Source organism: Kitasatospora sp. NPDC096077 (genome assembly GCF_040303245.1).
Classification (GTDB): Bacteria; Actinomycetota; Actinomycetes; order Streptomycetales; family Streptomycetaceae; genus Kitasatospora.
Genome location: NZ_JBEOSV010000003.1, coordinates 335,475 through 348,005, shown reverse-complemented (window position 1 = coordinate 348,005; position 12,531 = coordinate 335,475). Strand labels below are relative to the sequence as shown.

Genomic DNA, 12,531 nt, shown 5'->3' with positions numbered 1-12,531 from the left:
AGGCCGCACCCGGGCGGGCCCGCTGCCCGCATCGCGGACGCGCCGTCCGCCGGCCGGACGGCGGGCGTAGGCTCGTAAGCCACAACGGCCCCCGCACCCTCCTCATCGGCGGGGCGCCGGCGGCGAGCCCCGAAGGAGTGGAGCACAGTGCCCGAGCTGAGGTCCCGTACGGTCACCCACGGTCGCAACATGGCAGGCGCCCGGGCGCTTCTCCGGGCCGCCGGCGTAGCCCGCGAGGACTTCGGCAAGCCGATCATCGCGGTCGCCAACTCCTTCACCGAGTTCGTCCCCGGCCACACCCACCTCCAGCCGGTCGGCCGGATCGTCTCCGAGGCGATCAAGCAGGCGGGCGGCATCCCGCGCGAGTTCAACACCATCGCGGTGGACGACGGCATCGCGATGGGCCACGGCGGCATGCTCTACTCGCTGCCCTCGCGCGACCTGATCGCCGACTCGGTCGAGTACATGGTCAACGCGCACTGCGCCGACGCGCTGATCTGCATCTCCAACTGCGACAAGATCACCCCCGGCATGCTGATGGCCGCGCTGCGCCTCAACATCCCGACCGTCTTCGTCTCCGGCGGCCCGATGGAGGCCGGCAAGGCCACCCTGGTCGACGGCACCGTGCGCAAGCTGGACCTGATCGACGCGATCTCCCAGGCGGTCAACGAGAACGTCTCCGACGAGGACATCGCGATCATCGAGGAGAACGCCTGCCCGACCTGCGGCTCGTGCTCCGGCATGTTCACCGCCAACTCGATGAACTGCCTCACCGAGGCGATCGGCCTCTCGCTGCCCGGCAACGGCTCGGTGCTCGCCACCCACACCGCCCGCAAGGACCTGTACGAGCGGGCCGGGCGCACGGTCGTCGAGATCACCAACCGCCACTACGGCCAGGACGACGCCTCGGTGCTGCCGCGCTCGATCGCCGGCCGCGCCGCCTTCGAGAACGCCATGGCCCTGGACATCGCCATGGGCGGCTCGACCAACACGATCCTGCACCTGCTCGCCGCCGCCCAGGAGGCCGAGCTGGACTTCGACATGCGGGCCATCGACGCGGTCTCCCGCCGGGTGCCCTGCCTCTCCAAGGTCGCGCCCAACGGCTCGTACTACATGGAGGACGTGCACCGGGCCGGCGGCATCCCGGCCATCCTCGGCGAGCTGTACCGCGGCGGACTGCTCAACGAGGACGTCCACACCGTGCACTCGGACTCGCTCGACGAGTGGCTCAAGACCTGGGACGTGCGCGGCGGTTCGCCCTCCGCCGAGGCCGTCGAACTGTGGCACGCCGCCCCCGGCTGCAAGCGCTCCGCCGAGGCCTTCTCGCAGTCCGAGCGCTGGGACACCCTGGACACCGACGCCGCCGGGGGCTGCATCCGCAGCGTCGAGCACGCCTACTCCGTCGAGGGCGGCCTCGCCGTGCTGTACGGCAACCTCGCCGAGGACGGCTGCATCGTGAAGACGGCCGGCGTGGACGAGTCGATCTGGACCTTCAGCGGCCCGGCCGTGGTCTGCGAGTCCCAGGAGGCCGCGGTCGAGGCGATCCTCGCCAAGCGGATCAAGGAGGGCGACGTGGTCGTCATCCGCTACGAGGGCCCCAAGGGCGGCCCGGGCATGCAGGAGATGCTCTACCCGACCTCCTTCCTCAAGGGCCGCGGCCTCGGCAAGGCCTGCGCCCTGATCACCGACGGCCGCTTCTCCGGCGGCACCTCGGGCCTGTCCATCGGCCACGCCTCCCCGGAGGCGGCCTCCGGCGGCACCATCGCGCTGGTCGAGGACGGCGACACCATCGCCATCGACATCCCGGCCCGGACGATCTCCCTGGAGGTGTCGGCCGAGGTCCTCGCCGAGCGCCGTCGCGCCCTGGAGGCCGGGCACGGCTACCGGCCGGTCGGCCGCGACCGCCAGGTCAGCCAGGCGCTGAAGGCCTACGCGGCGATGGCCACCTCGGCCGACAAGGGCGCCGTCCGGGACGTCAGCAAGCTCGGCTGACCCCGCCCGCACGCACCGGAGGAGCCGTCCCGCCGTTCGGGACGGCTCCTCCGCCGCATCCGGCGCGTCCGGCCCCCGCGACGGCTCCTCCGCCGCATCCCGCGCCCGGGTGATAATCGACGGCGTGAGCGAGCAGCCCCCCACCCCCGCCCCCCAGCCCGTCGGCGCCCCCGAGCCGGAGCCGATCCGCTTCTTCGGCACCTCCTGGTTCAACCGGGACAACGGCTACTGGCTGCGCCGGGTCGCCGTCTCGGTCGGCTCCCTGGCCGCCACCGCGGCCGCCGTGCTGGTGCTGCGCTTCGGCGTCGAGGGCGTCGCGCTCTCCTCCAGCGGAGGCTTCCTGAACGGGCTGCTGACCGCCGCCATCGCGGTCTGCTCGCTGCTGGCCGTCCGGCGCACCTGGAAGGTGCTCACCGAGGGCAAGGACCAGCTGACCGGCTGGATGACCGAGGACAAGTCGCTCGGCGCGGTCTGGCTGATCGGCGGCGCCGGCAGCCTGGCCGCCTACTTCGCCCGCAGCCTGGTCGAGGCCCCCGGCGAGGGGGTCAAGCGGGCCGCCCACCAGCGGGCCGTCGAGCAGTACGAGAAGCGCCGGACCGGCCGCAGCGGCCGGCCCGGCGGGAAGCGCAAGCGCTGACCGTCAGGTGCGGCTGACCGTGCCGCACCCCTCGGCCTTCGGGATGTCCTTGCTGCGGTCGTACGGGTCCTCCGCCGGACCGGTCGACCGGGGCCCCGGGGTATCCGGCCGGAGCTGGTCGAACTGCGCGAACTGCGGGTGGAAGAAGCCGTCGTAGACGTCGCAGGCGGAGTTGGCCGGGTCGGTCTGCTGGCCGGCGAACGCGAGCTTCTTGGGGTTGACCGAGTAGCGGCCCGGGTCGTAGAAGCGGAAGGTGTCCACCCGGCGCACGATGGTGCGGGTGGTCCAGGTGTCCGCGGGCGCGTCGTCGACCGGCGTGAGCAGCCCCACCGGCTTGGCCGTGCCGCCCTGGGGCGCGGCCGGTTCGGTCGGCTTCGGGGAGCCGGCCGGCGGCGCCGGGGTGACGGCCCGCTTGGCGGCCTCCGGGCCGGGGCGCAGCGGGTACACGTAGCTGAAGTCGGTGTGGACCAGGACGCCCTTGTCCCCGTCCCCCTCGAAGGTCATCCGGCCCTGCACCTTGACCACGTCGCCCACCGGGACGGCGTCGCGCGGGTCGAACCGGCTGAACCAGCTGGTCGGGTCGTTCTTCTGGGACGGGTTGTCCAGGGCGTTGGCCGCGACGTCCCGTTCCTCCCGCTGCAGCATCGCGAGCGCGGCCTCCGGCCGCCCGCCCGCGACCACCTTGGGGTCCAGGTTGCCGGCGGTCAGGTAGTCCTTGACCAGCTGCAGCTGGTCGGCGACCTGGTCGGCGGAGAAGACCCCGGTGGCCTTGGCCTCGGGCAGCACGAAGGCGTCCGCGCCGTTCGGCCAGCCCTCGGCGGGGGAGCCCGCCCACGGGTGGGCCACGGTGGGCTGGTCGGCGGGAACGGTCGGCGGGGCCGTGGTCGGCCTGGCCGTCTCCGGGGCGACGGTCGGCACCGGCACGTGGGCGGCCGAGGAGCCGCCGGTGTGCAGCCAGTCGCGCAGCCCGTCGATGTTGAGCGCGGCCAGCAGCACGGCGAGGGTCAGCACGACGAACAGCGGCGTGCGCCACTCCAGGGCGCGTCGGCGCTTGGCCGGCCGGACGTTGCCCCAGGGGTCGACCACCTGGAGCTTGGGCTTGCGCCCGAACCGGCGCCTGGCCTGCGGCGGGCCGTCGTTGACCGAGCGGCGGCCGCCCGGGTCGACCGGCGGGGTGTGCTTCCACCGGGCGGACAGCATCCTGCTGCGCCCGGACTGCTCCTTGACGGTGGCGCCCTTGACGAACTCGTCGTCCAGGACGAGGTCGGCGAACGGGTCCTTCCCGCCCGCTCCGGACGGGTCGGACCCGTCCGGTTCACGGCCCTCGGAGGGGCGCGGCTCCGGATCTTCGGCTATCGGCATCGCGCCAGTATGCCGACGGGGTGTGACGATTCGTTGATCGGGGGCACACCTTGTGGTGAACCCGTGTGCGCGGCAGGTGAGTTCACCACCCGTTTGTCCGGAAACGTGCCCCGGTCAGTGGCCCTGGCCCTTGCCGCGGGCCTGCTTCACCGAGCCCACCACCCCGGCGATCGCCAGCAGGATGCCGGCCGGGAGCAGCGAGACGAAGAAGGCGCCGAACAGCCCGGCGTCGCCGAGGAACAGCTGCGCCAGCATGTTGAGCACCAGCAGCCCGCCGGCCACCGGGAGGGCGGACTGCCACGGGTGCGCCTCCGCCCAGCGGCGCAGCCGCCGGTCGGCGGTGTCGCGGCGCAGTTGACCGCCGACGCTGCCGACCAGGAAAAAGAAGAACAGGGCCCAGCCGGCCGGTCCGGCCAGCATGCTCAGTGACCAGTTCCCGGAGATCGCTTCGACCCCCAGGGCGGTCGCACCCACCACCGCACCGACTCCCGCGGCCGTCCGCCACGGGCCCACCGTCGCCGAGGCGACGGCGAGTTGCCGGTTCTCTCGTCGGGACATTCCGTCGTGTGCCATAACTCCACGGTGCGCCCGGGCGGGGCCGGAGGCCATAGGGGAAACCCCCGAGTTTTCTCCCTAGGGGCGAGGGGTCGCCGTCCCCGGGCGATCACGGAGCGGACGGTCCTGTCGGCGGCCGCCGCACGGTGCGAGGATGACCGCAGTACCGAGGCAAGGAGCGGACCATGGGCAGCAGCGCAGCGCACGGACAGAAGATCGCCTTCCTGGGCACCGGCAAGATCGGGGAGGCCCTGCTCTCCGGTCTGCTGCGGGCCGGCAAGGACCCGTCGGACGTCCTGGTGACCGCCCGCCGACCGGAGCGCGCGGCCGAACTCGCCGACCGCTACGGGGTGGTGGCCGTCTCCAACACCGAGGCCGCCAAGCTGGCCGACACCCTGATCCTGGCGGTCAAGCCGCAGGACATGGGCACCCTGCTGGAGGAGCTGGCCCCGCACATCGCCCCCGACCGGTTGGTGATCTCGGCGGCGGCCGGCGTCCCGACCGCCTGGTTCGAGGAGCGGTTGGCGGCCGGCACCCCGGTGGTCCGGGTGATGCCCAACACGCCGGTGCTGGTGGACGAGGGGATGAGCGTCATCTCCGGCGGCTCGCACGCCCGCGAGGAGCACCTGGCGCGCGCCGAGGAGATCTTCAGCTCGGTGGGCAAGGCGCTGCGGCTGCCGGAGTCGCAGCAGGACGCGGCGACCGCGCTGTCCGGCTCCGGCCCGGCGTACTTCTACTTCCTGGTCGAGGCGATGACGGACGCGGGCATCCTGCTCGGCCTGCCCCGGCAGGTGGCGCACGACCTGATCGTGCAGTCCGCGATCGGCGCCTCGGTGATGCTGCGCGACTCCGGCGAGCACCCGGTGAAGCTGCGCGAGGCGGTCACCTCCCCGGCCGGCACCACCATCGCGGCCATCCGCGAGCTGGAGAACCACGGGGTGCGGGCCGCGCTCCTGGGCGCCCTGGAGGCGGCCCGGGACCGCTCCCGGGAGCTGGCCTCCGGCGGGAAATGATCGCTGCACGACCCCTCCCGCAAAGGCGGCGCAGCCCCTACGCTCTCGGCCAACATCGTTCTACCGGCCAGTAGCGAGGTCCCGCATGAGCGTCGTGTCCCCGACCGTCCCGCCCGGCCTGAGGGTCGGGCGGGCCGCGCTCGCCGTCAGCTTCCTGCTCCAGGGCACCACCTTCGCGCTGCTGGTCACCTGCATCCCGGAGATCCAGAAGCGGTACGGGCTGAGCGACGGGCTGCTGCCGGTCTTCCTGGCCGCGGTGCCGATCCTGGCCGGGGTCGGCTCGATCCTCTCCGAGCAGCTGGTGAAGCGCACCGGCGCCCGGGCGGTGCTGCGGGTCGTCCAACCGGCCGTCTGCCTCAGCCTGGCGGGCGTCGGGCTGGGCGACGCGCTGTGGCAACTCGCCCTGGCACTGGGCGCGTTCGGGCTGCTGGTGGGGGCACTGGACGCCAGCATGAACATGCTGGGGGTGGGCCTCCAGCACCGCTACGGCCGCTCCATCATGATCGGCTTCCACGCCGCGTTCAGCCTCGGCGGCATCCTCGGCGCGGCGATCGCCGGTCTCGGCTCGCACTACGACCTGGGGCTGCCGGTGCTCTTCGGCACGGCCGCGGCGGTGGTCGCCCCGCTCGCGGTGCTGACCGGCCGGTTCTTCGCCGGCCCGGCCGAACTCGGCGACGCCGTCCGGGAGGCCGCCGAGGCCGCCGCCCGGTCCATCCCCTGGCGCCCGCTGCTGCCGCTGTGCCTGGCGATGGCCTTCGCGTACATCGCGGACGCCTCGGTCTCCAACTACAGCGTCAAGTACCTGACCGACGGCCTGGGCAGCCGCGAGGACCTGGCCAAGCTCTCCTACCTCGGCTACATGGTGGCGATGCTGCTCGGCCGGGCCCTGGGCGACCGCGCGGTGCAGCGCTTCGGCGCCGTCCCGGTGGTGCGCGGCGGTGCGGCGCTGGCCGCGCTCGGCTTCGGGCTGGCCGCGGTGGCCCCCGCGCCCTGGGCGGGCATCGCCTCGTTCACCGTGCTCGGCTTCGGCATCTGCGCGATCATCCCGCAGGTCTTCGCGGCCGGCGGCCGGCTCTTCCCGGCCGACTCGGACGCCGCGGTGGCCCGGCTCAACCTCTTCAACTACGTGGGGTTCCTGGTCGGTTCGCCGCTGGTCGGCGCGGTCGCGGACGCCAGCTCGTACCGCTGGGCGCTGCTCGCCCCGATGCTGCTGGTGCTCGCCGTGCTGCCGCTGGCCGAGCGCTTCGCGCCCGCGCCGGTTCCGGCCACCGCCGCCGCGGGGTGACGACGGGGGCTCGGTGAGCCCGGGCGCCGCCACCCACTACGGTGGAGGTCATGCCCGAAGCCGAGCGTGACACCCCCTGCGGCCTGCACCTCTTCTGGGACGAGGCCGTCACCGCCTACGACTTCGGCCCCGGCCACCCGATGGACCCGACCCGGCTGGCGCTCACCATGCGCCTGGTCGAGGACCTCGGCCTGGCCTCCGGCCCCGGGGTGACGGTCCGCTCCGCGCCGCCCGCCGGGGACTCCACCCTGCACCTGGTGCACACCCGGGAGTACGTCGAGGCGGTCAAGCACGCCGGCGCGCACCCCGAGCAGTCCGACCCCCGGCACGGCCTCGGCACCGACGACAACTGGTCCTTCCCGGCCGTCCACACCGCCTCCGCGCTGATCGCCGGTCAGTCGGTCGCCGCCGCCGAGGCGGTCTGGCGCGACGAGACCCCGCACGCCGTCAACTTCGCCGGCGGGCTGCACCACGCGATGCCCGGCAAGGCCTCCGGATTCTGCATCTACAACGACCCGGCCCTCGCCGTCGCCCGGCTGCTCGAACTCGGCGCCGAGCGGGTCGCCTACGTCGACGTGGACGTCCACCACGGCGACGGCGTCCAGGAGGCCTTCTGGAACGACCCCCGGGTGCTCACCGTGTCACTGCACGAGCACCCGGCCACGCTCTTCCCGCAGACCGGCTGGCCCACCGAGACCGGCGGCCCGGACGCCCCCGGCTCGGCCGCCAACCTGGCGCTGCCGGCCGGCACCGGCGACGCCGGCTGGCTGCGCGCCTTCCACGCCCTGGTGCCGGAACTGCTCGCCGCCTTCCGCCCGCAGGTCCTGGTCACCCAGCACGGCGCGGACACCCACCTGGAGGACCCGCTCGCCCACCTCGCCGTCACCGTGGACGCCCAGCGGCTGATCGCCGAGGAGCTGCACGAGCTGGCCCACCGGCTCACCGGCGGCCGCTGGGTGGCCACCGGCGGGGGCGGCTACGCCGTGGTGGACGTCGTCCCGCGGAGCTGGACCCACCTGGTCGCCACCGCCGCCGGCCGGCCCGTCGACCCCGCCACCGAGACCCCCGAGACCTGGCGCGCGGAGGTCCACCGCCGCACCCGCCGGCCCGCCCCGCTGCGGATGACCGACGGCGCCCGCCCGTCCTGGCGCGACTTCGACTCGGGTTACGATCCGGCCGACCGACTCGATCAGGCCATCCTCGCCAGCCGCCGCGCGGTGTTCCCCCACCACGGTCTACTGGCCTGAATCCGCCGTTTCACCGTTCGCCGGGCGGGCCGTGCGTACGCCCACTGGTGCGATCCGCCGACCGACTACGTACTGCAACGGTCCTATCTCTCACCGTACGAGGACTGCACCTCCCCTCTTCCCACTGGTACCACCCATAACTACTCTGGGGATACACGTGTGCCGGTGGAGTCACCGGAGGGGAAGCCGGTGCCTTGCACACGGGTAAGGGTCGGGTGATGGTCATGAGTTCCGTCGAGCGTCCCCTGCAGGAAGTCGTCTTCCTGACCGTGGCCGAGGTCGCCGCGGTCATGCGGGTGTCCAAGATGACCGTGTACCGGTTGGTGCACAGCGGAGAGCTGCCGGCCATCCGGGTCGGACGGTCCTTCCGGGTGCCCCAGCAGGCGGTGCACGAGTACCTCAAGGAGTCCTACGTGCGGCTGGAGAGCGCGTAGCCGACGGGCGGGCGGGGGTGGTTCCACAGCCGTGGATCCGCCCCCGTTCGCCCCGGATTTCCCGTGAGTTCTCCGGCTGAGGGGAGCGCGATTACGGCCTTCCGGCCATGGACGGTAGGCTAGGCCCTCACGTCAGTCGTATGGACTCCGTCTCTCACGGACGAGAGTCTCAGTGAGCGAGGGTTGTTCCGTGGGCTCTGTCATCAAGAAGCGTCGCAAGCGTATGGCCAAGAAGAAGCACCGCAAGCTTCTCAAGCGCACTCGCGTTCAGCGTCGCAACAAGAAGTAAGCGCCCCCGGCCGCGCCCAGCGCGCCCAGCGCTTCCACCGCCCGTCCCGGCCCCTGTGGCCCGGGGCGGGCGGTGTCGTTTTACGGCCCGGTCGGGCGGCGCGGTACGGTGCACGCAGGCCGCTCGGTCGAGGGAATGGGGTGCAGCACCGTGGGTGTGGTCGTGCTCGTCACCGGCGTGGCCCGTCATCTGGGTGCCCGCTTCGCCGCCGAGCTGCGCCGGCGCCCCGGGGTGGACCGGGTCGTCGGTGTGGACGTGCAGCCGCCCCGGCTGCCGGTCGAGGAGCCGGACGGCCCCGTCGCGCCGTACACCTTCCACCAGCTCGACCTGCGTCGGCCCGCGGTCTCCCGGGTGATCGCCGAGCACCGGGTGGACACCGTGGTGCACCTGAGCGTCAGCGCCACCGGACTGGGCTCCACCAACCGCTCCGCGGTGAAGGAGTCCAACGTCATCGGCACCATGCAACTGCTCGGCGCCTGCCAGAAGGCGCCCGGGGTGCGCCGGCTGGTGGTGAAGTCCACCACCGGCGTCTACGGCTCCGCGCCCCGCGACCCGGCGGTGTTCAGCGAGCGGATCCAGCCGAAGGACCCGCCCGGCGGCGGCTTCGCCAAGGACGCGGCCGAGGTCGAGGGGTACGTCCGCGGCTTCGCCCGGCGCCGCCCGGACGTCGCGGTGACGGTGCTGCGCTTCGCCAACATCGTCGGCCCCGGCGCCGACACCCCGCTCAGCGAGTACTTCGCGCTGCCGGTGCTGCCGACCGTGCTCGGCTACGACCCCCGGCTGCAGTTCGTGCACGAGGACGACGCGGTCGCGGTGCTCTGCCGGGCCGCGGACGAGCCCGTGCCGGGCACCGTGAACACCGGCACCCTCAACGTGGCGGGCGAGGGCGTGCTGCTGCTCTCCCAGTGCGCCCGCCGGCTCGGCCGCCCCACCCTGCCGCTGCTGCTGCCCGCGGTCAGCTGGATGGCCGCGCTGGCCCGGCGGACCCGGCTGGTGGACGTCTCGCCGGAGCAGCTGCGGCTGCTCACCCACGGCCGGGTGGTGGACACCACGCGGCTGCGGGAGACCTTCGGCTACCGCCCGGCGTTCACCACCCCGGAGGCCTTCGCCGACTTCGCCGACGCGCTGGGCCCCGGCCTGCTGCCGCCCGAGCGGCTGGCCGCCGTCACCGACCGGCTGACCGCCCTGCTCGGCCCGGAACCGGCCGCCGGCACGGCGACCGCCGTACCGCACCGTCCCCACCGCCCGAGGAGCTGAACCCGCGATGAGTGCCGCCGCCGAGAACGTGCCGGGCGAGGCCAAGGTCATCCCGATCGAGTCCGCCCCCAGTTACACCTCGCCCGAGGCGCCCGCCCTGGCCGACCGGCTGGCCGGCGCGGTCGGCGGGGCGCTGTCCGGGCAGCTCGGCCCGGCGGCCACCCGGCTGTTCGGCAAGGGCTGGGAGGGCCGGGCCGCCGAGCGGCTGGCCTTCCTGCGCCGCCGGATCACCGGCGACTACGAGGTCGACGAGTTCGGCTTCGACCGGGAGCTCACCGAGGAGGTACTGCTCTCGCTGCTGCGCCCGCTGGCCGAGAAGTACTTCCGGGTCGACGTCCAGGGGGTCGAGCACATCCCGGCCGAGGGCGGTGCGCTGATCGTCGCCAACCACTCCGGCACCCTGCCGTTGGACGCCCTGATGACCCAGGTGGCCGTCCACGACCACCACCCGGGCCGCCGGCACCTGCGGATGCTCGCCGCCGACCTGGTCTTCGTGCTGCCGGGCGTCAACGAGCTGGCCCGCAAGGCCGGTCACACCCTGGCCTGCAACGAGGACGCCCAGGCGCTGCTGGAGCGCGGCGAGGTGGTCGGGGTCTGGCCGGAGGGCTTCAAGGGCATCGGCAAGCCGTTCGCCGAGCGTTACAAGCTCCAGCGCTTCGGCCGCGGCGGCTTCGTCTCCTCGGCGCTGCGGGCGGGGGTGCCGATCGTGCCGTGCTCGATCGTCGGGGCGGAGGAGACCTACCCGATGATCGGCAACGCCAAGACGCTGGCCCGGCTGCTCGGCCTGCCGTACGTGCCGATCACGCCGACCTTCCCGTGGCTGGGGCCGGTCGGGATGCTGCCGCTGCCGACCAAGTGGACGATCCGCTTCGGCGAGCCGATCGCCACCGACGGCTACCCGCCGGAGGCGGCGGACGACCCGATGCTGGTCTTCGACCTGGCCGACGAGGTGCGCGAGACCATCCAGCACACCCTGTACCAACTGCTGGTGCAGCGGCGGTCGGTGTTCTTCTGATCCAGGTTCTTCCGATCCGGCTGGTCTGCTGAGGTCGCGACGGGGGCCCCGGCGGAGCGTTCCGCCGGGGCCCCCGTCACGACCTTCCTCAGCTGCCGCCGAGGATCCGCAGTCCGGGCAGCAGGCCCGGGATCAGCGGGGGCACGTCCACGCCCTGCTGGGCGGCGCTCGGCGTGCTGGGCGGGCCGGACGGCTGCTGCGGCACCTGCGGCGGGACGGCGTCGGCGCTCGGCGAGGGACGGCCGGCGCCGGTGAGCCCACTGGTGAGGTTGCCGACCAGGCCGTTGACCGCGTCCGGGGCGCTGCTGGGCAGGGTGCTCGGCAGGCCGCCCCCCTTGGACCCGTTGCCGGCCGTGCTGCCGGCACCGGGGTCGGCCGGGGCGCGGTCGGGGCCGCCGGGACGGCTGGTGTCGCCGGTGCCGCCCTGGGACTGCGCGGAGCCGGGGGCGGCGCCGTTCGTCCCGGGGTCGGCCGGGGAGCCGCCGGTGGTGGCGGAGGAGCCGTCGCCCGCTCCGGTGCCGGCCGGGCCGCCGCTCTTGGCGGGGGGCTGGGCCAGGCGCAGGGGCGCGACGTCCTCGCTTATGTCGTCGAAGAGCTGGTTCACCAGGCTGGCCTGGTCGGTGAGTTGGACCGGCAGCCGGCCCTGCAGCTCGCTCCAGCGGCCGTCCTCGTCGTGGGCGAAGCCGGCCAGGGCGCGCATCGGGTCCAACGAGCCGTTGCTGCGGTAGACCGAGCGCAGCAGGTCGCGGCCCTTGAGGGCGTCGGCGTGCATGTCGTCCAGCGCGCGGCGGACCCGGGCGACCGTGTCCGGGCTCAGCCCGGTGGCCGAACCCGGTTGCCCGACCAGGGCGTTGGCCTCGCCGAGCCGGGTGGCCGCGTTGCCGAGCAGCAGTTCGCCGCGCTCCGAGTCGCTGTCCGCGAGGTCCAGCCGGAGCCCTTCGAGGCCACGCTTCATGCCGTACAGCGTGTCCCCGGGAAGGGCGTTGGAGCTGGCGGCGGCGGCCCCGGCCAGGCTGCCGACCGCGAGTCCGGCGACCAGTCCGCCGATCGCGAAGCGGCGGCTCCACCGGCCGCGCGGAGCCGTCCGGATCGCCCGGTGGCGCCGCTGGCGGGGCACCGCGGCGCCCGGTCCACCGGCGAAGGCCTGCTCGAACGCGGCCATCAGCTGGGCTCGTTGGACCGTCCGGACCTCCTGGTCCAGGGCTGGTCCGGGCAGTGCCCCCAGCGCGTCGGCCAGACCGACCAGTTCGGCCATCGCCATCGAACCGACCTCGCCGGTAGCGGCGTTGGCCGATTCGGCGCCGGCCGCGTGGCGTTGCTCCGCCTGGTGGGCCTCCAGCGCCTCGGCGAAGGCCTTCGCCCGCCGGTGCTCCAGCACGTTTGCCGTCACGGGCCACACCTCCCTTCGTCGTTGTCGACACCCCGGCCTGCCGGACGGTTGCCCC

At 73.8% G+C, this 12,531-nt stretch carries 12 protein-coding genes; 9 read left to right on the top strand and 3 right to left on the bottom strand.

Annotated features, from left to right (window positions below; genetic code table 11):
* The first annotated feature begins 147 nt into the window (after positions 1-147).
* Positions 148-1,992 (top strand): dihydroxy-acid dehydratase, encoded by a 1,845-nt coding sequence (gene ilvD / locus ABTZ03_RS05245; protein ID WP_350511470.1) that lies wholly within the window; start codon positions 148-150, stop codon positions 1,990-1,992.
* Between the two features lie 124 nt (positions 1,993-2,116).
* Positions 2,117-2,629 (top strand): hypothetical protein, encoded by a 513-nt coding sequence (locus tag ABTZ03_RS05240; protein WP_350511469.1) that lies wholly within the window; start codon positions 2,117-2,119, stop codon positions 2,627-2,629.
* A gap of 3 nt (positions 2,630-2,632) precedes the next feature.
* Here the strand turns inward: ABTZ03_RS05240 and ABTZ03_RS05235 are convergent, their stop codons facing one another.
* Entirely contained in the window at positions 2,633-3,991 is a 1,359-nt protein-coding gene (locus ABTZ03_RS05235; RefSeq protein ID WP_350511468.1) for an SCO2583/SCO2584 N-terminal domain-containing protein, read from the bottom strand.
* A 114-nt stretch (positions 3,992-4,105) separates the two neighbouring features.
* Positions 4,106-4,564, bottom strand: a complete 459-nt coding sequence (locus tag ABTZ03_RS05230; RefSeq protein WP_350511467.1) for a hypothetical protein — start codon at positions 4,562-4,564, stop codon at positions 4,106-4,108.
* 167 nt (positions 4,565-4,731) lie between these two features.
* On the opposite strand from ABTZ03_RS05230, the gene proC reads away from it, so the two are divergent.
* The 7 genes from proC (at position 4,732) to ABTZ03_RS05195 (ending at position 11,086) form a co-directional block, all read left to right on the top strand.
* Positions 4,732-5,559, top strand: coding sequence for a pyrroline-5-carboxylate reductase (gene proC / locus ABTZ03_RS05225; RefSeq protein WP_350511466.1), 828 nt, complete (start codon positions 4,732-4,734; stop codon positions 5,557-5,559).
* Positions 5,560-5,644: 85 nt separating this feature from the next.
* The gene (locus tag ABTZ03_RS05220) at positions 5,645-6,844 is read left to right on the top strand and encodes an MFS transporter (RefSeq protein ID WP_350511465.1); all 1,200 of its coding nucleotides are present in this window, start codon (positions 5,645-5,647) and stop codon (positions 6,842-6,844) included.
* A gap of 50 nt (positions 6,845-6,894) precedes the next feature.
* Positions 6,895-8,091, top strand: coding sequence for an acetoin utilization protein AcuC (locus ABTZ03_RS05215; protein ID WP_350511464.1), 1,197 nt, complete (start codon positions 6,895-6,897; stop codon positions 8,089-8,091).
* 224 nt (positions 8,092-8,315) lie between these two features.
* Positions 8,316-8,525, top strand: a complete 210-nt coding sequence (locus ABTZ03_RS05210; protein WP_045699258.1) for a helix-turn-helix domain-containing protein — start codon at positions 8,316-8,318, stop codon at positions 8,523-8,525.
* A 172-nt stretch (positions 8,526-8,697) separates the two neighbouring features.
* Positions 8,698-8,814 carry a 30S ribosomal protein bS22 gene (locus ABTZ03_RS05205; protein ID WP_425311139.1) on the top strand — a complete coding sequence of 39 codons (117 nt, stop codon included), beginning with the start codon at positions 8,698-8,700 and terminating at the stop codon, positions 8,812-8,814.
* Between the two features lie 150 nt (positions 8,815-8,964).
* Positions 8,965-10,071 (top strand): NAD-dependent epimerase/dehydratase family protein, encoded by a 1,107-nt coding sequence (locus ABTZ03_RS05200; protein WP_350511463.1) that lies wholly within the window; start codon positions 8,965-8,967, stop codon positions 10,069-10,071.
* Between the two features lie 7 nt (positions 10,072-10,078).
* A complete protein-coding gene (locus ABTZ03_RS05195; RefSeq protein WP_350511462.1) occupies positions 10,079-11,086 on the top strand; it encodes a lysophospholipid acyltransferase family protein in 1,008 nt (335 codons plus the stop codon).
* Positions 11,087-11,174: 88 nt separating this feature from the next.
* Here ABTZ03_RS05195 and ABTZ03_RS05190 read toward each other — a convergent pair whose 3' ends face one another.
* Complete coding sequence (locus ABTZ03_RS05190; RefSeq protein WP_350511461.1) at positions 11,175-12,476, bottom strand: DUF5667 domain-containing protein; 1,302 nt, start codon at positions 12,474-12,476, stop codon at positions 11,175-11,177.
* Between the last annotated feature and the right edge of the window lie 55 nt (positions 12,477-12,531).